Consider the following 20,003-nt stretch of genomic DNA (forward strand, 5'->3'; position numbering starts at 1 on the left):
CACGCGCGGCGCACTGATGTGCGGCTCACGGTATACAGCCCCCCGACTATCTGGAGCCGGCAATAAAAAAGGCAGGCGCCTGGCGGCAGCCTGCCATTTCTTTCCCGCCTCGCGCATGCACGGGGCAGGGAAGGTGCCAGCAATTACTGGGCAGCCGGGGCCGAAGCAGCGGCGGCAGCCTTCTTCTTGCTGTGCTTCTTGTGGGTGGTCTTCTTCTTGGCAGCCTTCGGGGCTTCCTTGGCTGCGGGGGCTGCGGTGTCAGCAGCAGGTGCCGAAGCCTGGGCGAAGGCGCCGGTGGCGAACAGGCCAACAACCAGAGCAGCGATCAGTTTTTTCATGGCGTATTACCTCGAAGGATATGAGCAGTCTAAAAAGGGTGACGCGTGATAGGACGTGTCCCCGACAAGAACGAGGCCGCTGCCGTCAGGGTTGACCCGCAATTTGTTTTTTTTTGTAACGAGAGCGGCGCTTGGTCTGAACCGTCTGGCTGGTTTTCGATACATGGGGACGGCGTGCGGGGTCCGGAATGGCGCGCGGGGCCGCGGACGACAGTCCCAGTCGGGCTGGCAATACCTCGCAGCTCTCCCCGGGCGCCAGCCCCAGGGCGCGCAGGTCGAGCGGGCCGATCTCGACCCGCACCAGGCGCAACGTGGGAAAGCCCACCGCCGCGGTCATCCGGCGCACCTGACGGTTCTTGCCCTCGCTGATCTTCACCTCCAGCCAGGCGGTCGGGATCGCCGCGCGAAAGCGCACCGGCGGCTGGCGCGGCCACAGCCAGTCGGGCGCGTCGATGGCACGCACCCTGGCGGGCTGGGTCACGAAGTCACCCAGGTCGACCCCGGCGCGCAGCCGGGCCAGGGCGGCGGCATCGGGAATGCCTTCGACCTGTGCCAGGTAGGTCTTCTCCAGCTTGTGGCGCGGGTCGGCGATACGGGCCTGCAGCGCGCCGTCGTCGGTCAGCAGCAGCAAGCCCTCGCTGTCGGCATCGAGCCGCCCGGCGGGGTAGACGCCGGGCGTGCTTACGCACGCGGCCAGCGTCGGTCGCGTCGGGTGTTCCGAGAACTGGCTCATGGTGCCAAACGGCTTGTTCAGGGCAATCAGGGTCATGGGGCGCAAGTATGCCGCAGCGGCGCGCCGGGCCGAAGGATCGGGGGTGGGCCCGATTGGCGGATGATGAAAATTTGCTGCATAATACCAAATTAGTCTTGTGTCTTATATAAGACTGAGAAGACCAGACGCACCCGGAGTGGCGCATGCGTGTGGCAACGCAGCACGGGCACGCATTGAGGCCCGCTACAATGCCACAGCGCCATCTCCCCGAATCTCGCCGTCCGGCCACGAACCGGCGGCAGTTGCAACCGTTCCGCACTGGAGACGTCATGTACCAACACATCAAGGTTCCGGCCGGCGAAAAGATCACGGTCAACCAGGACTTTTCGCTGAATGTCCCGGACAATCCGATCATTCCTTACATCGAAGGCGACGGTACGGGCCTCGATATCACCCCGGTGATGATCAAGGTGGTCGATGCGGCCGTGGCCAAGGCCTACGGCGACAAGCGCAAGATCGCCTGGATGGAGATCTACGCCGGCGAGAAGTCGACCAAGGTCTACGGCCCCGACGTGTGGCTGCCGGACGAAACCCTGGACGTGCTCAAGGAATACGTGGTCTCGATCAAGGGCCCGCTGACCACGCCGGTGGGTGGTGGCATCCGCTCGCTGAACGTGGCGCTGCGCCAGCAGCTGGACCTGTACGTCTGCCTGCGCCCGGTGCGCTACTTCAAGGGCGTGCCCTCGCCGGTGCGTGAGCCGGAAAAGACCAATATGGTGATCTTCCGCGAGAACTCGGAAGACATCTACGCCGGTATCGAATGGGCGGCCGAGAGCGACCAGGCCAAGAAGCTGATCGCCTTCCTGCAGAACGAGATGGGCGTGAAGAAGATCCGCTTCCCGGCCACTTCGGGCATCGGCGTCAAGCCGGTCTCGCGCGAGGGCACCGAGCGCCTGGTGCGCAAGGCGATCCAGTACGCGATCGACAACGACAAGCCCTCGGTGACGCTGGTGCACAAGGGCAACATCATGAAGTTCACCGAAGGCGGCTTCCGTGACTGGGGCTACGAGCTGGCGCAAAAGGAATTCGGCGCCGAGCTGGTCGACGGCGGCCCGTGGTGCAAGTTCAAGAACCCGAAGACCGGCAAGGACATCGTGGTCAAGGACGCCATTGCCGATGCCTTCCTGCAGCAGATCCTGCTGCGTCCGGCCGAATACTCGGTGATCGCCACGCTGAACCTGAACGGCGACTATATCTCCGACGCACTGGCAGCGCAGGTCGGCGGCATCGGCATCGCGCCGGGCGCCAACATGTCTGACTCGGTCGCCATGTTCGAGGCCACCCACGGCACCGCGCCGAAGTACGCGGGCAAGGACTACGTCAATCCGGGCTCGGAAATCCTGTCGGCCGAAATGATGCTGCGTCACATGGGCTGGACCGAGGCCGCCGACCTGATCATCTCGTCGATGGAGAAGTCGATCCTCTCCAAGAAGGTGACCTACGACTTCGCCCGCCTGCTGGAAGGCGCGACCCAGGTTTCGTGCTCGGGCTTTGGCCAGGTGATGATCGACAATATGTAAGCACAGACTCCCGCTGCGACGGGCGAACTGCAAGCGAAAACCCCGGTGCCGGCTGGTCGGCGCCGGGGTTTTTTCTTGCCCGCAGCGCAACGGTGATCCTGCGCGAGAAGGGTGGCCGCAAGGGTGGCCAGAAACCAGAAAGCCCGGCGCGAGGCCGGGCTTTCCGTCGGATGTGGTGCGTGCAGCTGATGCGAGCCCGTGCCCGCCGCGCCGCCGTGGCGGCCAGGCGGGGCGCTGGCATCGGTCCCGTCCCGGGGGAGCTCCCCCCACACCCTGGTTGACCGCTCCGCGGCTCTGCGGCCCGGATGCGGTCGCGGCGCGCTTTAGCTGGCGTCCTGGATATTGGTGGCTTGCTTGCCCTTGGGGCCCTGGACCACTTCGAACGAGACGCGCTGGCCTTCCTTTAGCGTCTTGAAGCCCGCCATCTGGATAGCCGAAAAGTGCGCAAACAGTTCTTCTTCGCCCTCGTCCGGCTTGATGAACCCGAAGCCCTTGGCGTCATTGAACCATTTGACGATACCGCTTGCCATATACTCCCCCAACGAAATAGCAATTTTCAAAGCGGGGAAGCCTTGCCAGCCAGACGGCACGGACTGCGGCGCCATGACCGGCCGCGTCCTGAGGTGCGGCCGGCGATGACGCGCGGCGAGTGCTATCGCGTGGCGGCCAGTCTCGATGCTGACTCGCCGCCGCGGGGCCGTGGGCCTCCCTGCTCACGGATCACCCGCCTTGGCTGTTGCTTTGGCTCGCTGGCCTTCGGCAGGTGTGCGACCGATTCTTCGGGCAAAGCCGGATACTGTCAAGCTGGCGGATTCCCCACTGCCAGCAGGGTGTGGCAGGAATCGGACGGCGCCTGGTGTTACCTTGGTGGCTGGCGCCGGGGCTGCGTGCGGGCATTTTGCCGGCGCCGCCCACGTGCCTTGCAATGCCTTCCGCGCGGGAATCCGCATCCATTCACCATGGGAAACCGGTGGCCCGGCTCTTGAATCCGGCGCCTTTTCCCCAAATTGCAGAGTTGCGAGTAAGGGTTAGAATAAAGCCATGGCTACACGGCTTGCGAATGTCCCACAACGCGAAGCAGGCACCATCCTGGAGAGGAAAGAGCAGGCGCTTAAACCGCCTGCCATGTTCAAGGTGGTGCTGCTTAACGACGACTACACTCCGATGGAGTTTGTAGTGATGATCCTGCAGCAGTATTTCAGCAGGGACCGGGAAACGGCGACGCAGATCATGCTCACCGTGCACCGGGAAGGAAAGGGCGTCTGCGGTATCTACACCAGGGATATCGCGGCGACTAAGGTCGAGCTGGTGTCAACGCACGCGCGGCAGGCGGGGCATCCCCTGCAGTGCGTGATGGAGGAAGCATGATTGCGCAAGAATTGGAAGTGAGCCTGCATATGGCGTTTGTCGAAGCCAGGCAGGCACGCCACGAGTTCATTACCGTGGAGCACCTGCTGCTGGCATTGCTCGACAATCCCACGGCAGCTGAAGTCTTGCGCGCCTGCGCGGCCAATATAGAAGACCTGCGCACCAGCCTTAAGAACTTCATCGCGGATAACACGCCGGTGGTGCCGGGTACCGACGAGGTCGATACCCAGCCCACGCTTGGTTTCCAGCGCGTGATCCAGCGCGCGATCATGCACGTCCAGTCCACTTCCAACGGCAAGAAGGAAGTGACGGGTGCCAACGTGCTGGTCGCGATTTTCGGCGAGAAGGACTCGCACGCGGTCTACTACCTGCAGCAGCAGGGCGTGACGCGCCTGGACGTGGTCAATTTCATCAGCCACGGCATCCGCAAGGACCAGTCCGAGCCGGCCAAGCATGGCGATGCCGCCGGCGAGGGCGAGGGCGGCGACGGCAAGGAAAGCCCGCTCGAGCAATACACCCAGAACCTGAACGCGCTGGCCAAGGCCGGCAAGATCGATCCGCTGATCGGCCGCGAGAGCGAAGTCGAGCGCGTGGTCCAGGTGCTGTGCCGCCGGCGCAAGAACAACCCGCTGCTGGTGGGCGAGGCCGGTGTCGGCAAGACCGCGATCGCCGAGGGCCTGGCGTGGCGCATCACCAAGAACGAGGTGCCGGACATCCTGGAAAAGGCCACCGTCTACTCGCTCGACATGGGCGCGCTGCTGGCCGGCACCAAGTACCGCGGTGATTTCGAGCAGCGCCTGAAGGGCGTGCTGAAGTCGCTCAAGGACAACCCGAACGCGATCCTGTTCATCGACGAGATCCACACGCTGATCGGCGCCGGCGCCGCATCGGGCGGGACGCTGGACGCCAGCAACCTGCTCAAGCCGGCGCTGTCGTCGGGCCAGCTCAAGTGCATCGGCGCGACAACGTTTACGGAATACCGCGGCATCTTCGAGAAGGACGCGGCGCTGTCGCGGCGCTTCCAGAAGATCGACGTGGTCGAGCCCTCGGTCGACCAGACCGTGCAGATCCTGCGCGGCCTGAAGTCGCGCTTCGAGGAGCACCACGGCGTCAAGTACGCGGCTTCGGCGCTGACCGCGGCGGCGGAACTGTCGGCCCGCTTCATCACCGACCGCCACCTGCCGGACAAGGCGATCGACGTGATCGACGAAGCCGGCGCGGCGCAGCGCATCCTGCCCAAGTCCAAGCAGAAGAAGACCATCGGCAAGGGCGAGATCGAGGACATCGTCTCGCGCATTGCGCGCATCCCGCCGCAGAGCGTGAACCAGGACGACCGCAGCAAGCTGCAGACGCTCGATCGCGACCTGAAGTCGGTGGTGTTCGGCCAGGACCCGGCCATCGAGGCACTGTCGTCGGCGATCAAGATGTCGCGCGCGGGCCTGGGCAAGACCGACAAGCCGATTGGCTCGTTCCTGTTCTCGGGCCCGACGGGCGTCGGCAAGACCGAAGTGGCCAAGCAGCTTGCGTTCATCATGGGCATCGAGCTGCTGCGCTTCGACATGTCGGAGTACATGGAACGTCACGCCGTCAGCCGCCTGATCGGGGCGCCGCCGGGCTATGTCGGCTTTGACCAGGGCGGCCTGCTGACCGAGGCCGTTACCAAGAAGCCGCACTGCGTGCTGCTGCTGGACGAAATCGAGAAAGCGCATCCGGATATCTTCAATATCCTGCTGCAGGTCATGGATCATGGGGCGCTGACCGACAACAACGGACGCCGCGCCGACTTCCGCAACGTGATCATCATCATGACCACCAATGCGGGAGCGGAGACCATGAACCGCGCCTCCATCGGCTTCACCAGCTCGCGCGAGCAGGGCGACGAGATGGCCGACATCAAGCGCATGTTCACGCCGGAGTTCCGCAACCGCCTGGATGCCATGATCAGCTTCCGCTCGCTGGACGAGGAAATCATCCTGCGCGTGGTCGACAAGTTCCTGATGCAGCTCGAAGAGCAGCTTCACGAGAAAAAGGTGGAGGCCAGCTTTACCGACAAGCTGCGCAAGTTCCTGGCACGCAAGGGCTTCGACCCGCTGATGGGCGCGCGCCCGATGCAGCGTCTGATCCAGGACATGATCCGCAAGGCGCTGGCTGACGAACTGCTGTTCGGCCGCCTGGTATCGGGCGGCAAGGTGGTGGTGGACCTGGACGAACAGGACCAGATCAAGCTCGATTTCTCCGAGATCGAGCCGGAACCGCCCGAGGCGCCCGAAGAGCAGCGTGCAGAAGCCTGAGCGATGATCGGCCGCGTTGCCTGCAACGTGGCCGATCATCGGGCAAAATACAGGGGCGGCAGTCATGCCGCCCCTTTTCTTTTGTTCCGGCGGCTGCCGGCCATGCCCGTCGGGGCACGGGTTTGCGGCCGCGGTTGGCCGCGCAATTGGCCAGAAATCCAGCCCGAATCCCTGATGTCCTCTGCCGAACGCACGCGGCGCCGCCGCCTGCTGCTCAAGATCCTGCCGCTGGGCGCCATGCCCGTCCCGATGCTTCACGCCGTTGCTGCCACTGGTGCCACTGCGGCGACCGCTGCCGAAGGCGCCGCGGGCAATCGCCCGATCGCGTTGGTGCTGCCGTTTCCGCCCGGCGGCAGCGTCGACATCGTGGCCCGGCAGCTGCAGCCCGGCCTGAAGGCGACGCTGGGGCAGACCGTGGTGGTGGACAACAAGCCGGGCGCGGGCGGACTGATCGCATCGAGCACCGTGGCGCGGGCAAAGCCGGACGGCAGCACGTTGCTGATGGCGTTCGACACGCACGCGATCAACCCCTTTGCCTACAAGCAGCTGCCCTACGACACGTTCCGCGATTTCACGCCGATTTCGCAGCTGGTACGCTTTCCGCTGGTGATTGCGGCCAACCCCGCGCTGCCCGCGTCCAATGTGCGCGAACTGGTGGCGCTGGCCAGGACCAGGCCCGACAGCGTACGCTACGCCTCGTCCGGCATCGGCAGCCTGAACCAGCTGGCGGCCGAGGCGCTGGCGACCGAAGCCGGCGTGCATATGCTGCACGTGCCCTACAAGGGCGGCGGCCCGGCCGTGCAGGCGGTGCTGTCCAATGAGGTCGATATTTTCTTCAGCAGCTACGCCGCCGTGCAGGCGCACGTGGCTGCCCGCACCATCAAGGTGCTGGGCGTGACCGGAACCAGCCGCCTGCGCCAGCTGCCGCAGGTACAGACCGTGGCCGAGCAGGGCCTGAAAGGCTTCGAGGCCTACTCCTGGATCGGCGTGTTCGGCCCGGCCGGCCTGCCGGCGGCGACGGTCACGCGCATCCACGACGCCCTGGTCGAATCGCTGCGCCAGCCGCGCGTGGTCGATGCGCTGGCCGCGCAGGGTTTCGAGATCGTGGGCGGTAGCCCGGCCGACCTTGGCGACCTGGTCCGCCGCGAGCATGACAAATGGCATGCGGTGGCGCGCAAGGCCAATATCCAGTTCGAATGACCGTGTCCGGCGCGAGCGTGTGCCGTGAAACCGAGAGGATGCCGATGGCAACGCAAGCGGAAATATTCGACCACGCCGTGGTGGTGTGCCCCGACCTCGATGCCGGCGCGCAGGCCTGGCGTCGGCTCGGCTTTACGCTGACGCCGCGCGGCTATCACACGCTGGGCTCGCAGAACCACTGCATCATGCTGCGGCGGGACTACCTTGAGCTGTTGCATGTGACCGCGCCCAATCCCGGCCGCCAGTACTACTGGGACGCCCAGACGCGCGGCGGCGGCTGCGCGGCGATGTCGTGCAAGAGCGCCGATGCCTTCGGCACCGCGGCGCGGCTGCGCGCTGGCGGCTGGCACACCTCCGACCCGATCGAGTTCTCGCGCCCGGTGCGGCTGGACGATGGCAGCGAGCATCCCGCGACGTTCCGCGTGACGGCGCTCGACGATGCGCCGGGCGCGCGCTACTTCGTCTGCGAGCACCGCACGCCCGAACTGCTGTGGCGGCCCGAGTGGACCCGCCATGCCAACGGCGTGCGGAGTATCGCCACCATGTTCCTGGTGGTGGCGCCGGCGCTGGTGGACGCCGCCGCGCGCGCCTATGCGGAGCTGACCGGCGGCGAACTGACGCAGCTGAGCGAACATGTCTGCAGCCTGGCGCTGGACGATGCCGCGCTGGTGATCAGCACCCCGCAGGCGCTGGCCTCGGCCACCGGCACCGCGCATATCCGGCGCGAGGGGCCGGGCTATGCGGCGATCCGCCTGCGTACCGATGACCTGGCGGCGGCGCGTGCCGGCTGGCGCGAGCAGGGCGTGCCGACCCAGGACCTGGGGCCGCGCGAGACGCTGGTGCCGGCCGGGGCCGCCGGCGGGGTGGCCCTGCTGTTCGAACAGCAGGGCTGAAAAGCAGACTGGCGCCCCACGGGGCGCCAGAATCTTGCGTGGCCGGAGGCAGCGTCAGGCGCTGACCTTGGCGTGATGCACGCCGGTCGAGCCAAAGCCGCCCGCGCCGCGTTCGCTGTCTTCGCTGAATTCTTCCACGGTCGAAAACACCGGCCGCAGCACCGGCACGAACATCATCTGCGCAATGCGCTCGCCCGGCTGGATCACGATCGGCTCGGTGCCCGGCGCATTGCGGTTCCACACGCTGACCATGATCTGGCCCTGGTAGTCGGCATCGATCACGCCGATCGAGTTGCCCAGCACCAGGCCCTTCTTGTGGCCCAGGCCCGAGCGCGGCACGATGGTCGCGGCCATGTACGGGTTGCCCATATGGACGGCGATGCCTGCCGGCACCAGTTGCGCGGGCGTGCCCGGCGCGATCGATACCGGTGCGTCGACGCAGGCATGCAGGTCGATGGCGGCGGCCATCTCGCTCTGGTAGGCGGGCAGGCCCCATTCATTCAGGCGCGCATCGAGCACCTTGATTTCGACGGTCGGGTTCAGAGGCTGGGTCATGGGAATCCTGGGGGAAATCGGTTCAACGGAATAGGTGGCAGCCGCGCATGATACCGGACGCGCGCCCGCGATCAGGGCCGCGTCCGCCCGGGCAGGCGCTGGCCGATGGCCGCGACCAGCTGGCGCGCCAGCGACAGCTTGTCGGCGCGCGGCAGCCGGGTCATGCCGGCGGCGTCGAACAGCACGATCTCGTTGTCGTCCAGGCCGAAGGTGTGGTGGCCGATATTGCCGACCAGCAGCGGCACGCCCTTGCGCTGGCGCTTCTGCTCGCCGTATTGCTCCAGGTTCTCGCTTTCGGCGGCAAAGCCGACGCAGTAGGGCGCGTCGGCCCGCGCCGCCACCGCGGCCAGGATGTCGGGGTTCTGCACGAACTGCAGCGCGGGCGTATCGGTGTCGTTGGCCTTCTTCAGCTTCTGCTGCGCGACCTCGGCCGGACGCCAGTCCGCCACCGCGGCCACGGCGACAAAGACATCCACGCCATGCAGCTGCGCGATTACCGAGTCGTGCATCTGCTGCGCGCTGCGCACGTCGGTGCGCACCACGCCGCGCGGGGTGGGCAGGCCGGTGGGGCCGGCCACCAGCAGCACCTCGGCGCCGGCCTCGCGTGCCGCGCGCGCGATCGAGAAGCCCATCTTGCCGGACGACAGGTTGGTGATGCCGCGCACCGGGTCGATCGCCTCGAAGGTCGGGCCGGCGGTGATCAGCACGCGCTTGCCTTGCAGCGGCTTGGGCTGGAAGAAGGCGATGATGTCCTCGACCAGTTCTTCCGGTTCCAGCATGCGGCCGTCGCCGACCTCGCCGCAGGCCTGGTCGCCGCTGCCCGGACCCAGGATCATCACGCCGTCGGCGCGCAGCTGCGCGGCGTTGCGCTGGGTGGCGGGGGCGGCCCACATCTGGCGGTTCATCGCCGGCGCCACCAGCAGCGGGCAGTCGCGCGCGATGCACAGGGTGCTGAGCAGGTCGTCGCACAGCCCGTTGGCCAGGCGCGCCATGAAGTCGGTCGAGGCCGGGGCGATGACGATGGCATCGGCCTCGCGCGACAGGTCGATGTGCGCCATGTTGTTGTCGATGCGGGCGTCCCACTGCGACAGGAAGACCGGGCGGCCGGACAGCGCCTGCATCGTCACCGGCGTGATGAAATGCGTCGCCGCCTCGGTCATGGCCACCTGCACGGTGGCGCCGGCCTTGGTCAGCAGGCGGACCAGTTCGGCCGACTTGTAGCAGGCGATGCCGCCGGTCAGGCCGAGAACGATGTGCTTGCCGCGCAAATCCATGGTGAGGCTCGTCAAAAGGTGGGAATCGGCATGATACCGGCTGTGCGCCCTGGCTGCTGCCGGTGCCGGTGCTGGATGGCAACGGGGCCGCATTCGCGGCCCCGGCATCACCTGCTGTGGTCTGGTGGCGCTCAGTGGCGCCGCACCCGCCGCAGTTCGTCCACGATCAGCAGTACCGCGCCGACCGTGATCGCGCAGTCGGCCACGTTGAAGGCCGGCCAGTGGTAGTTGCGCACGTAGAAATCCAGGAAGTCGATCACGTGCCCGTAGACCACGCGGTCGATCACATTGCCCACCGCGCCGCCCAGGATCAGAGACACCGCGAAGCAGAACATGCGCTGGCCGGTATGGCGGTACAGCAGCCAGACGATGAACGCTCCCACCACCAGGCCCAGCCCGGTGAAGAACCAGCGTTGCCAGCCGCCGGCATCGGCCAGGAAGCTGAACGCCGCGCCCTTGTTGTAGACCAGCACCAGGTTGAAGAAGCTGGTCACCGGGCGCGATTCACCATAGGTGAAGCTGCGGACGATGACGATCTTGAAGAACTGGTCGAGCAGCACCACCAGCAGCGCGAAGGCCATCCACAGCAGCGGGGTGGTGCCGCTGGCGGCCTTGTTGTTGCGGCGTGCCGGACGCGCGGAACGGGACGTGGTCGATGCCATCAGGCATGGCTCCTGTGTTCGCCGGCGCCGAACAGGTTGCTGTCGCAGCGCCCGCAGAGGGTCGGATGGTCCGGGTTGTGGCCGACATCGGCGCGGTAGTGCCAGCAGCGCTCGCACTTGGCATGGGCCGACGGGGTCACCGTGACCAGCAGGTCGCCGGCCTCGGGCGCGTGCGTGACCTTGGCCGACGAGGTCAGCAGCACGAAGCGCAGGTCGTCGCCCAGGCTCTGCAGCGCTTCCAGCACCGGGCCGCCGGCCTGGATGGTCAGCTCGGCCTGCAGGGACGAGCCGATCTCGCCCTCCACGCGCACGGCTTCGAGCTGCTTGGTGACTTCCGCGCGCACTTCGCGCAGGGTGTGCCACTTCTGCAGCAGGTCGTCGGTGCCGTCGTCGACTTCCGGCACCGCGTAGTAGGTGCTGGTGAAGATGGTGTCGGTGTGCCCGGTGCCGTGGGCGAAGATCTGCCACGCTTCCTCGGCGGTGAACGACAGGAACGGCGCCATCCAGTGCAGCATCGCCTGGGTGATGTGGTACAGCGCGTTCTGCGCCGCGCGGCGGGCCTTGGAGTCCGGCGCGGTGGTGTACAGGCGGTCCTTCAGCACGTCGAGGTAGAAGCCGCCCAGGTCCTCGGAGCAGAAGGTCTGCAGCTTGGCTACCACCGGGTGGAATTCATAGGACTCGTAGTGCGACAGCACTTCCTTTTGCAGCTGCGCGGTCAGCGCCACGGCATAGCGGTCGATCTCCAGCCATTCCGACGCCGGCAGCGCGTGCTTGGCGTGGTCGTAGTCGGACAGGTTGGACAGCAGGAAGCGCAGCGTATTGCGGATGCGGCGGTAGCTTTCCACCACGCGCTTGAGGATCTCGTCCGAGATCGACAGCTCGCCGGAATAGTCGGTCGAGGCCACCCACAGGCGGATGATCTCGGCGCCCATCTTGTTCGAGATGTCCTGCGGCGACACGGTATTGCCGACCGACTTGGACATCTTGCGGCCTTCGCCGTCGACGGTGAAGCCGTGTGTCAGCAGCGCCTTGTAGGGCGGCTTGCCGTACAGCATCGACGCGGTCAGCAGCGACGAGTGGAACCAGCCGCGGTGCTGGTCCGAGCCTTCCAGGTACAGGTCCGCCAGGCGGCCATCGGGCGCATCGGCGGACGGATCGTACAGGTCATCGCGGTGCGAGCCGCGGATCACGGTCCAGTGCGTGGTGCCGGAGTCGAACCACACGTCCAGCGTGTCGCGGTTCTTCTCGTACTGGCTGGCTTCGTCACCCAGCAGCTCGGCCGGGTCCAGCGCCTGCCAGGCTTCGATGCCGTGCTGCTCGACGCGCCTGGCTACCTCTTCCAGCAGCTGCGGCGTGCGCGGGTGCAGCGCGCCGGTTTCCTTGTGCACGAAGAAGGCCATCGGCACGCCCCACTGGCGCTGGCGCGACAGCGTCCAGTCCGGCCGGTTGGCGATCATGTTGTGCAGGCGCTGCTTGCCCCAGGCCGGGAAGAACTCGGTGGCGTCGATGCCGGCCAGCGCGGTCTCGCGCAGGGTCGGCGCGGTCTTGCCGTTCTCCTCGGTCGGGTCCACGTCCATGCCCGCGAACCACTGCGAGGTGGCGCGGTAGATGATCGGCGTCTTGTGGCGCCAGCAATGCATGTAGCTGTGGGTGTACTTGTGCGAATTGAACAGGTTGCCCGAGGCCTGCAGCACTTCGACGATCTTCGGGTTGGCGTCCCAGATCGACAGCCCGCCGAAGAGCGGCAGCGTGCCGGCATAGACGCCGTTGCCCATCACCGGGCTGATGATGTCCGAGTCGGCCATGCCGTGAGCCTTGCACGACTGGAAGTCTTCCACGCCATAGGCCGGCGCCGAGTGCACGATGCCCGAGCCGGTGTCGGTGGTGACGTAGTCGCCCAGGTAGACCGGCGACAGGCGGTCATAGCCCGCGTCCATCTTCGCCAGCGGGTGGTGGAAGCGGATTTCCGACAGCGCCGCGCCGGTGGTGGTGGCCACGACCTTGCCTTCCAGGCCGTAGACCTTCAGTTGCTCCTCGACGCGCTCGGTGGCCAGGATCAGGTAGCCGCGCGGGGTGTCGACCAGCGCGTATTCCACCTCGGGGTGCACGTTCAGCGCCTGGTTGCTCGGGATGGTCCACGGCGTGGTGGTCCAGATCACGATCCAGCCCGGCTTCGCATTGACCTGGTCGAAGGGCACCTTGAAGGCGTGCGCCAGCTTGTCGGCTTCGGCGAACGGGAAGCCCACGTCGATCGACAGGTCGACCTTGTCCTTGTACTCGACCTCGGCCTCGGCCAGCGCCGAGCCGCAGTCGAAGCACCAGTTCACCGGCTTCAGGCCACGGAACACATAGCCCTTCTCCATGATCTTGCCGAGCGCGCGCAACTCATCCGCCTCGTTGCTGTGGTTCATGGTCAGGTAGGGGTGGTCCCAGTCGCCGAGCACGCCCAGGCGCTCGAAGTCCACCATCTGGCGCTTGATCTGCTCGGTGGCGTAGGCGCGCGCCTTGGCCTGGACCTCCTGCACCGGCAGGCCCTTGCCGAACTTCTTCTCGATCTGGATCTCGATCGGCATGCCGTGGCAGTCCCAGCCCGGCACGTAGACGGCGTCCAGCCCGGTCAGGCCGCGCGCCTTGATGATCATGTCCTTGAGCACCTTGTTGACGGCGTGGCCGATATGGATGTCGCCGTTGGCATACGGCGGGCCGTCATGCAGCACGAACTTCTTAGCGCCCTGGCGCGCCGCACGGATCTTCTTGTAGAGCTGCTTGTCCTGCCACTGCTTGACCCACTGCGGCTCGCGCTTGGGCAGGTCGCCACGCATCGGGAAGGGCGTGTCGAGCAGGTTGACGGGGTATTTGCTTTTCTCGGGCTTGGCGCGTTTGTCGTCAGACATTTCGATTCTCAGGGCAATTCGGTTGGCGCGCGGCTGGCAACAGGCCGGCGGGCGCGCGTGAAGACTGGGGCGGGCGGCGTGCGAACCGGGGCCCGCGCAGCACAGTGCGGGGGCGCCGGCCGCTACCTAATTCGGTCGGTGGCGGAGGTGGCGAAGTCGCGGCCGCCGCTGCCTTCAGCGGCGCCCGGCGCGGTCAGGCCGAAGAAGGCGCGCGCATCGGCGCTGTCCTTGGCGATCGCGGCGGTGAGCTCGTCCAGGTTGTCGAAGCGCGCCTCGTCGCGCAGCTTCTTCATGAATTCGACCCGCACCAGCTTGCCGTACAGGCTGTCATTGAAATCGAACAGGTGGACTTCCAGCAGCACCCGGCCGGCGTCCTCGATGGTGGGGCGCACGCCGATGCTGGCCACGCCGGGGAGCGGCTGGTCGGCGATGCCGTGCACCTGGACCACGAAGATGCCGTTGACCGCCGGCCGCTTGTGCGAGATGCGCAGGTTCAGCGTCGGAAAGCCCAGGTCGCGGCCCAGCTTGCGGCCGTGGATCACGTGGCCGCTGATCGCATAGCCGTGGCCGAGCAGGCGCCGGGCATGCTCCAGGTCGCCGTCGGCGAGCGCCTGGCGCACCGCCGAGCTGGAGATGCGGACGCCGCCCTCGGACACCGAGCCCATCTGCTCGACATCGAAGCCGTAGCGGTGCCCGGCTTCCTGCAGGTAGGCAAAGTCGCCGGCGCGTTTGGCGCCGAAGCGGAAGTCGTCGCCCACCAGCAGCCAGCGCGCGTGCAGGCCGTGCCAGAGCACGTTCTCGACGAAATCCTGCGGCGACTGGCCGGCAAAGTGGGCGTTGAAGTGTTCCACCACCACGCGGTCCACACCGTTGCGGCGCAGGCTTTCCAGCTTGTCGCGCAGCAGCGCGATGCGGGTGGGGGCTTTGTCCGGCGTGAAGAACTCGCGCGGATGCGGCTCGAAGGTCATCACGCACAGCGGCAGGCCGCGCGCATCCGCCGCCGCACGCGCACGCGCGAGCAGCGACTGGTGGCCGCGATGCACACCGTCGAAATTGCCGATGGTGAGCGCGCAGGGCGCCCGGCTCTCGGCGTTGGGCAGGCCGCGGAAGACTTTCACGAGGACGGCGGGAAACGTTTCAGGTAAAGCGAGCATTATAAGGCGAATGGGTCGGGTTTCCGCTCCCGTCGCCCCAGGCCGGCGCCGCGCTGCGGCTTTTGTGCCGCAACCGGCCCTCGCGGCATGGCGCGATGCGGCAAAAGGCGGCATGATATGGGTCACTTAGGCCGCTTTTTGACCCCATTTTCGGACCCTGCCTCGCGGCGTTCCCGATTCCTCCCATTCCACGCCACCTGATTTGAAAGCGCTGCCTACCGGGTTCTTTTCCCGGCTCCTGCCCCGGGTCCTGCCCCAGGCTACCGCCCAGCTCGACGTCGAAACGCGCGCCAAGCTGATGGCGATCGTGCACAAGAACGCGCCCACGGCGATCGTGGCCTCGGTGTTGCTGCCTGCGCTGACCACCTTCGGCTTCTGGAACGACGTGAGCCGTTCGGCCCTGCTTGGCTGGTGCGCGGTGATGCTGCTGCTGACGCTCGGCGGCCTGTGGTTCTACGTGGGCTACCAGCGCGACCATGCCACGATGAGCCGTTCCGCGCACACGCGCAAGTGGTGGAACAATATGCGCGCGGTCGCCTTCCTGACCGGCATGACCTGGGGCAGCTCGGCGCTGCTGCATTTGTATTCGGGCTCGGCGGTGTTCTCCAGCGTGCTGTACCTGGTGACCCTGGGGGTGCTGGCCGGCGGCGCGGTATCGCAGGCGCCGGTGCCGTCGAACCTGGTCTATGCCGGCGTGCCGATCCTGGTGCCCAATATCCTGATGGCGGAATTCGCCTTCCCCGGCCATGGCGCCTATGTCCAGGTGCTGCTGGTGATCTATGCGCTGATGCTGTCGCGCCACGCCTTCAACCTGCAGGTCACGCTGGTGCGCGCGATCCAGCTGGAGGGCGACAGCCGGCGCCTGGCCAGGCAGTTCCAGCATGAAAAGGAGCGCGCGCTGCATGCCAGCGAGGAGAAATCGCGCTTCCTGGCCGCCGCCAGCCACGACCTGCGCCAGCCGGTCCATGCGCTGGTGATGCTGGTGGAGGCGCTGCGCGCGCGCAACCAGTCGACGGCACTGCATCCGCTGGTGGAGCAGGTGGCGGCCGGCACCCAGACCATCGACCTGTTGTTCCGCTCGCTGCTGGACCTGTCCAAGCTGGAAGGGCGCAAGGTCTTGCCGACGCTGGAGCCGTGCGAGCTGGGTGCGCTGATCCGCGACGTGATGAGCCAGTTTGCCGCCGACGCGCGCGAAAGCGGGCTGACGCTGACGCCGCGCGTGCCCGACGAGCTGTACGCGATGGCCGAGCCCGTGCTGCTGCGCCGGGCTCTGTTCAACCTTGTGCAGAACGCGCTGCGCTACACCCAGCGCGGCGGCGTGCTGGTGACGGCGCGCCAGCGCCGCAAGAACGTGCGGCTGGAAGTGTGGGACACCGGCGCCGGCGTCACGCCCGAGCACCTGCCGGACATCTTCTCGCCGTACTACCAGGTCCACAACCCGCAGCGCGACCCGTCGCAGGGCCTGGGCCTCGGGCTGGCCATCTTCAAGGAATGCGTACGGCTGATGCGCGGCACCTACGGCGTGCGCTCGGTGCCGGGCAAGGGGTCGGTGTTCTGGTTCGCGCTGGCGACGGTGCCGGCCGAGACCGTGGAAAGCGTGCGCGCGATGCGCGCCATGGCGCAGGCCGAGGAGGCCAAGACCGACCGCCTGCAGGGCACCGTGCTGGTGGTCGACGACGACAGCCAGATCCGCAAGGCCTGGATCGCGCTGATGGAGGCCTGGGGCATCCGCGTGGCCTGCGCCGCGCACGGCGCCGAGGCCGACCAGCTGTTCGCCAAGGGCGTGCGCCCGGACATCATCTTCTGCGACCTGCGCCTGCCCGGCAGCGAGAACGGGCTGGACCTGCTCGAGCGCTGGCAGAACACGCAGCCGCAGGCGCGCAGCGCGCTGCTGACCGGCGACCTGAAGTCGGCCGCGCTGGCGGCGGCGGAAGAGGCGGGATATTTCGTGCTGCCCAAGCCGGTGGACCCGGCCTCGCTGCGGATGCTGCTGCGGCGCTGGCTGCGGCCGGCCTAAGGCCGGGCCGGAGCCAGGGAGGAAGGAGGGCGGCTGGCCTTACTGGCGCAGCCGGAACCGTTCCATCCGGGACATGACCTGCATGCGGGTGCGCACGCCCAGGCGCTGCAGGATGGCCGACACGTGTTCCTTGACGGTGTTCTCGGTCAGTCCCAGCCGGCGCGCGATCACCTTGTTCGGCAGGCCTTCGAGCACCAGCGCCAGCACCGAGCCCTGGCGCGGCGTCAGGCCGAGTTCGGCCGGCGTGACCGGAATGCCGTGGGCCGGGCCGAACGACTGCGCGTGCCCGTTCAGGGCTTCATCGGTGGGGAAGGCGGTGTCGCCCGCCAGTACCTTGCGCACCGCGGCGGTGAAGGCGTTGGCATCGAGGTGCTTGCCGACGAAGCCACAGGCCGACAGCGCGCGGGCGCGGCCGACGATTTCAGGCGTGGCCTCGGCGGACATGAAGATAAAGCGTGCGCCCGGGATGACCGTCTTGAACGACTGCATGGCATCGAAGCCGGTGCCGTCGTTGAGCCAGATATCCAGCAGTACGATATCGGGGCGCAAGCCCTGCTGCAGGCTGGCCAGCGCCTCGCGGGCACTGCCGGCGGCATGGACTGCCACATCCGGCATGACTTCGGCCAGGAAGGCCGTGGTCCCTGACAAGGCCATAGGATGATCATCGACCACCAACAACATCGGTGCAGCGTTCGACATGCGAATTCCCGTTCAATTTCCCGTTTCGTCCTTGTTGTCACCAGCTCCGGAGAGCCCCATGTCATGCACGGGAATGGCGCGTGGACGTAGGGCCCACTCTAGCAGAGGGGGCGAAACGTCACAATCCATCAATCGGGTGAAAGGGCTTCGTTACCACAGGCCAAGCCTGTCCGAATCTCGTGAATTAAGCACGTAATGGGTTGGCTTTACCGGAGTTTAGTGCCTCGCCTTGGTAGAATTGCGCGATGAAAAAAATTGTCATCTTGATTTCCGGGCGGGGCTCCAACATGGAAGCCATCGTCCGTGCCTGCGCAGGCGGCGGCTGGCCCGCCCGCGTGGCGGCAGTACTGTCGAACCGGCCGGATGCCGCCGGGCTGCAGTTTGCGCAGCAGCAAGGCATTGAAACCGGCGTGGTCGACCATCGCCAGCACCCTGACCGGGCCGCTTTCGACGCGGCGCTGGCCGAGGCCATCGACGCCCACGCGCCGGATCTGGTGGTGCTGGCCGGTTTCATGCGTATACTCACGCCCGGCTTCGTCGACCGCTATGCGGGCCGGCTGCTGAATATCCATCCGTCGCTGCTGCCGTGCTTCCCGGGCCTGAACACCCACAAGCAGGCGCTGGACGCGGGCGTCAAGCTGCATGGCGCCACCGTGCACTTCGTGACCCCTGAACTGGATCATGGCCCGATCGTGATTCAGGCTGCACTCGACGTGCGGCCCACGGACACGCCCGAGAGCCTGGCCACGCGCCTGCTCGAGTGCGAGCACGTGATCTATCCCCGCGCCGTGCAATGGTTCGTCGAGAACCGCCTGCAACTGCAGGACGGCGTAGTCAACGTTATCAACCCGGCCGAACCGCAATTGCTGATGGCCATCTCCGCCGATACCCCGGCGGGAGGAGTCAAGGCATGAGCCGTACCCAGGAAGGAACCCGATCCCCGCGCAGCGAAGGCCGCGCCCCCGCGCGCAGCAAGGGCAAGGGCAGCCCGATCCGCAAGTCGCCCGGTGCCAACGGCGCCCCGGTGCGCTCGCATGGCGGGCTGCACGCCACTCATATCCAGCATATCGATCGGCTGCTGGGCAAGGTCATGCTGTTCGCGCGCCCGGCCGATGCCGTGGTCAGCTATTACTTCCGAGAGAACGCCAAGCTTGGCCACCGCGAGCGCGGCATCATCGCCGAGGCGATCTACGCGGTGCTGCGCCGGCGCGTCGAGTTTGCCCAGTTTGCCGAAAGCGGCACGGGCGCAACCTCGCGCCGCCTCGCGCTGCTGGGCTTGGCCGCGACCCTGGGCCGCGACGCGCTGACGCCGTTCCTGCATCCCGAAGAAGCCGAGTGGCTGGACCGCCTGACCACGATCGAGCGCTCCAGCCTGGCGCCGCGCGTGCGCGCCAATCTGCCCGAGTGGCTGTACGACGAAATCGTGCGCCAGCATGGCGACGCCTTTGCCGCGGCCCTGGGCGATGCCTGGCTGCGCCCGGCGCCGCTGGACCTGCGCGTCAACCTGGCCAAGACCAGCCGCGAGGCCGCGCTGGCCGAGCTGCACGCCGCAGCCCTGGGTGCCGAGCCCACGCCGATGGCGTCCGCCGGCATCCGCATGGCCGGCAAGCCGGCGCTGAACCAGCTGCCGATCTTCGTCAATGGCCTGGTCGAGGTACAGGACGAAGGCAGCCAGCTGCTGTGCAACCTGGTCGCGCCCAAGCGCGGCGAGATGGTGGTCGATTTCTGCGCCGGCGCGGGCGGCAAGACGCTGGCACTGGGCGCGGCGATGCGCTCGACCGGCCGGCTCTATGCCTTCGACGTGTCGGAAAAGCGCCTGGCCAACCTGAAGCCGCGGCTGGCGCGCAGCGGCCTGTCCAACGTCCATCCGGTGCTGATCGATTCCGAGCGCGACGCCAAGATCAAGCGCCTGGCCGGCAAGGCCGACCGCGTGCTGGTCGACGCGCCGTGCAGCGGGCTGGGCACGCTGCGCCGCAACCCCGACCTGAAGTGGCGCCAGTCGCCGGAGTCGGTGCTGGAACTGACCGCCAAGCAGAGCGCGATCCTGGACTCCGCCGCGCGGCTGGTGAAGGGCGGCGGCCGCGTCGTCTATGCGACCTGCAGCGTGCTGGAAGCCGAAAACGAGCAGATCGTGCGCGATTTCCTGGCCTCGCACCCCAACTTCCGCCTGGTGCCGGCCGCCGAAGTGCTGGCCGAGCAGAAGATCGAAGTGGCCGGGCTGCCGGACAACGGCATGTTTGCCCTGTATCCGCACCTGCACCAGACCGACGGCTTCTTTGCCGCGGTGCTGGAACGCACCAGCTGAGCGCTGTTGCCTGCCGGTCCGCCCGTCGCGCGCGGGCGGCCGCGCCAACCCTGAATCTGCA

Annotated in this window: 17 protein-coding genes; 8 read left to right on the plus strand and 9 right to left on the minus strand. The window is 67.0% G+C overall.

Annotated features, from left to right (window positions below):
- Positions 1–143: 143 nt before the first annotated feature.
- Together ACZ5MJ_RS02300 and ACZ5MJ_RS02305 are read right to left on the minus strand one after the other, a co-directional pair.
- Complete coding sequence (locus ACZ5MJ_RS02300) at positions 144–338, minus strand: hypothetical protein (protein ID WP_432258137.1); 195 nt, start codon at positions 336–338, stop codon at positions 144–146.
- Positions 339–423: 85 nt separating this feature from the next.
- Positions 424–1,107, minus strand: a complete 684-nt coding sequence (locus tag ACZ5MJ_RS02305) for a pseudouridine synthase (protein WP_464222077.1) — start codon at positions 1,105–1,107, stop codon at positions 424–426.
- Between the two features lie 272 nt (positions 1,108–1,379).
- Here ACZ5MJ_RS02305 and icd point away from each other — a divergent pair, with 272 nt between their 5' ends.
- Positions 1,380–2,630: an NADP-dependent isocitrate dehydrogenase gene (gene icd, locus ACZ5MJ_RS02310; protein WP_464222078.1), complete on the plus strand. Its 1,251-nt coding sequence runs from the start codon at positions 1,380–1,382 to the stop codon at positions 2,628–2,630.
- A gap of 323 nt (positions 2,631–2,953) precedes the next feature.
- Here icd and ACZ5MJ_RS02315 read toward each other — a convergent pair whose 3' ends face one another.
- The gene (locus tag ACZ5MJ_RS02315; protein ID WP_012353757.1) at positions 2,954–3,160 is read right to left on the minus strand and encodes a cold-shock protein; all 207 of its coding nucleotides are present in this window, start codon (positions 3,158–3,160) and stop codon (positions 2,954–2,956) included.
- 511 nt (positions 3,161–3,671) lie between these two features.
- On the opposite strand from ACZ5MJ_RS02315, the gene clpS reads away from it, so the two are divergent.
- The 4 genes from clpS to ACZ5MJ_RS02335 all read left to right on the plus strand — a co-directional run bounded on the left by clpS (position 3,672) and on the right by ACZ5MJ_RS02335 (position 8,382).
- Positions 3,672–3,998, plus strand: coding sequence for an ATP-dependent Clp protease adapter ClpS (clpS, locus tag ACZ5MJ_RS02320; protein WP_010814998.1), 327 nt, complete (start codon positions 3,672–3,674; stop codon positions 3,996–3,998).
- Positions 3,995–6,289 (plus strand): ATP-dependent Clp protease ATP-binding subunit ClpA, encoded by a 2,295-nt coding sequence (gene clpA, locus ACZ5MJ_RS02325; protein ID WP_464222081.1) that lies wholly within the window; start codon positions 3,995–3,997, stop codon positions 6,287–6,289. Before clpS ends, clpA begins: the two co-directional genes overlap by 4 nt.
- Before the next feature lie 174 nt (positions 6,290–6,463).
- On the plus strand, positions 6,464–7,489 hold the full coding sequence (locus tag ACZ5MJ_RS02330) for a tripartite tricarboxylate transporter substrate binding protein (protein WP_464222082.1): 1,026 nt from the start codon (positions 6,464–6,466) through the stop codon (positions 7,487–7,489).
- Positions 7,490–7,533: 44 nt separating this feature from the next.
- Positions 7,534–8,382: a VOC family protein gene (locus ACZ5MJ_RS02335; RefSeq protein WP_464222084.1), complete on the plus strand. Its 849-nt coding sequence runs from the start codon at positions 7,534–7,536 to the stop codon at positions 8,380–8,382.
- A 54-nt stretch (positions 8,383–8,436) separates the two neighbouring features.
- Here ACZ5MJ_RS02335 and dut read toward each other — a convergent pair whose 3' ends face one another.
- The 5 genes from dut to ACZ5MJ_RS02360 all read right to left on the minus strand — a co-directional run bounded on the left by dut (position 8,437) and on the right by ACZ5MJ_RS02360 (position 14,885).
- Positions 8,437–8,937, minus strand: coding sequence for a dUTP diphosphatase (gene dut / locus ACZ5MJ_RS02340; RefSeq protein ID WP_432258131.1), 501 nt, complete (start codon positions 8,935–8,937; stop codon positions 8,437–8,439).
- A gap of 71 nt (positions 8,938–9,008) precedes the next feature.
- On the minus strand, positions 9,009–10,211 hold the full coding sequence (gene coaBC / locus ACZ5MJ_RS02345) for a bifunctional phosphopantothenoylcysteine decarboxylase/phosphopantothenate--cysteine ligase CoaBC (protein WP_464222086.1): 1,203 nt from the start codon (positions 10,209–10,211) through the stop codon (positions 9,009–9,011).
- A 131-nt stretch (positions 10,212–10,342) separates the two neighbouring features.
- Positions 10,343–10,873 (minus strand): signal peptidase II, encoded by a 531-nt coding sequence (gene lspA, locus ACZ5MJ_RS02350; protein ID WP_464222088.1) that lies wholly within the window; start codon positions 10,871–10,873, stop codon positions 10,343–10,345.
- Complete coding sequence (ileS, locus tag ACZ5MJ_RS02355; protein WP_464222089.1) at positions 10,873–13,767, minus strand: isoleucine--tRNA ligase; 2,895 nt, start codon at positions 13,765–13,767, stop codon at positions 10,873–10,875. Before ileS ends, lspA begins: the two co-directional genes overlap by 1 nt.
- Positions 13,768–13,889: 122 nt before the next feature.
- Positions 13,890–14,885 carry a bifunctional riboflavin kinase/FAD synthetase gene (locus tag ACZ5MJ_RS02360; RefSeq protein WP_464222090.1) on the minus strand — a complete coding sequence of 332 codons (996 nt, stop codon included), beginning with the start codon at positions 14,883–14,885 and terminating at the stop codon, positions 13,890–13,892.
- Positions 14,886–15,123: 238 nt separating this feature from the next.
- Between ACZ5MJ_RS02360 and ACZ5MJ_RS02365 the strand changes: the two genes are divergently transcribed.
- Positions 15,124–16,938, plus strand: a complete 1,815-nt coding sequence (locus ACZ5MJ_RS02365; RefSeq protein WP_464222091.1) for a hybrid sensor histidine kinase/response regulator — start codon at positions 15,124–15,126, stop codon at positions 16,936–16,938.
- 39 nt (positions 16,939–16,977) lie between these two features.
- Here the strand turns inward: ACZ5MJ_RS02365 and ACZ5MJ_RS02370 are convergent, their stop codons facing one another.
- Complete coding sequence (locus ACZ5MJ_RS02370; RefSeq protein WP_464222092.1) at positions 16,978–17,637, minus strand: response regulator; 660 nt, start codon at positions 17,635–17,637, stop codon at positions 16,978–16,980.
- 245 nt (positions 17,638–17,882) lie between these two features.
- On the opposite strand from ACZ5MJ_RS02370, the gene purN reads away from it, so the two are divergent.
- Complete coding sequence (purN, locus tag ACZ5MJ_RS02375) at positions 17,883–18,551, plus strand: phosphoribosylglycinamide formyltransferase (RefSeq protein WP_464222094.1); 669 nt, start codon at positions 17,883–17,885, stop codon at positions 18,549–18,551.
- Positions 18,548–19,942 carry an RsmB/NOP family class I SAM-dependent RNA methyltransferase gene (locus ACZ5MJ_RS02380; RefSeq protein WP_464222095.1) on the plus strand — a complete coding sequence of 465 codons (1,395 nt, stop codon included), beginning with the start codon at positions 18,548–18,550 and terminating at the stop codon, positions 19,940–19,942. Before purN ends, ACZ5MJ_RS02380 begins: the two co-directional genes overlap by 4 nt.
- The last annotated feature ends 61 nt before the right edge of the window (positions 19,943–20,003 follow it).

This window comes from Cupriavidus sp. LA-1 (assembly GCF_055385985.1).

What these genes read in the sequence shown, in the direction of transcription:
- coaBC (WP_464222086.1), bottom strand. Translation starts at nt 10,211, where the DNA reads ATGGATTTGCGCGGCAAGCACATCGTTCTCGGCCTGACCGGCGGCATC.
- icd (WP_464222078.1), top strand. Translation starts at nt 1,380, where the DNA reads ATGTACCAACACATCAAGGTTCCGGCCGGCGAAAAGATCACGGTCAAC.
- ACZ5MJ_RS02305 (WP_464222077.1), bottom strand. Translation starts at nt 1,107, where the DNA reads ATGACCCTGATTGCCCTGAACAAGCCGTTTGGCACCATGAGCCAGTTC.
- ileS (WP_464222089.1), bottom strand. Translation starts at nt 13,767, where the DNA reads ATGTCTGACGACAAACGCGCCAAGCCCGAGAAAAGCAAATACCCCGTC.
- ACZ5MJ_RS02380 (WP_464222095.1), top strand. Translation starts at nt 18,548, where the DNA reads ATGAGCCGTACCCAGGAAGGAACCCGATCCCCGCGCAGCGAAGGCCGC.
- clpA (WP_464222081.1), top strand. Translation starts at nt 3,995, where the DNA reads ATGATTGCGCAAGAATTGGAAGTGAGCCTGCATATGGCGTTTGTCGAA.
- ACZ5MJ_RS02300 (WP_432258137.1), bottom strand. Translation starts at nt 338, where the DNA reads ATGAAAAAACTGATCGCTGCTCTGGTTGTTGGCCTGTTCGCCACCGGC.
- ACZ5MJ_RS02335 (WP_464222084.1), top strand. Translation starts at nt 7,534, where the DNA reads ATGGCAACGCAAGCGGAAATATTCGACCACGCCGTGGTGGTGTGCCCC.
- clpS (WP_010814998.1), top strand. Translation starts at nt 3,672, where the DNA reads ATGGCTACACGGCTTGCGAATGTCCCACAACGCGAAGCAGGCACCATC.
- purN (WP_464222094.1), top strand. Translation starts at nt 17,883, where the DNA reads ATGAAAAAAATTGTCATCTTGATTTCCGGGCGGGGCTCCAACATGGAA.
- lspA (WP_464222088.1), bottom strand. Translation starts at nt 10,873, where the DNA reads ATGGCATCGACCACGTCCCGTTCCGCGCGTCCGGCACGCCGCAACAAC.
- ACZ5MJ_RS02330 (WP_464222082.1), top strand. Translation starts at nt 6,464, where the DNA reads ATGTCCTCTGCCGAACGCACGCGGCGCCGCCGCCTGCTGCTCAAGATC.
- dut (WP_432258131.1), bottom strand. Translation starts at nt 8,937, where the DNA reads ATGACCCAGCCTCTGAACCCGACCGTCGAAATCAAGGTGCTCGATGCG.
- ACZ5MJ_RS02315 (WP_012353757.1), bottom strand. Translation starts at nt 3,160, where the DNA reads ATGGCAAGCGGTATCGTCAAATGGTTCAATGACGCCAAGGGCTTCGGG.
- ACZ5MJ_RS02370 (WP_464222092.1), bottom strand. Translation starts at nt 17,637, where the DNA reads ATGTCGAACGCTGCACCGATGTTGTTGGTGGTCGATGATCATCCTATG.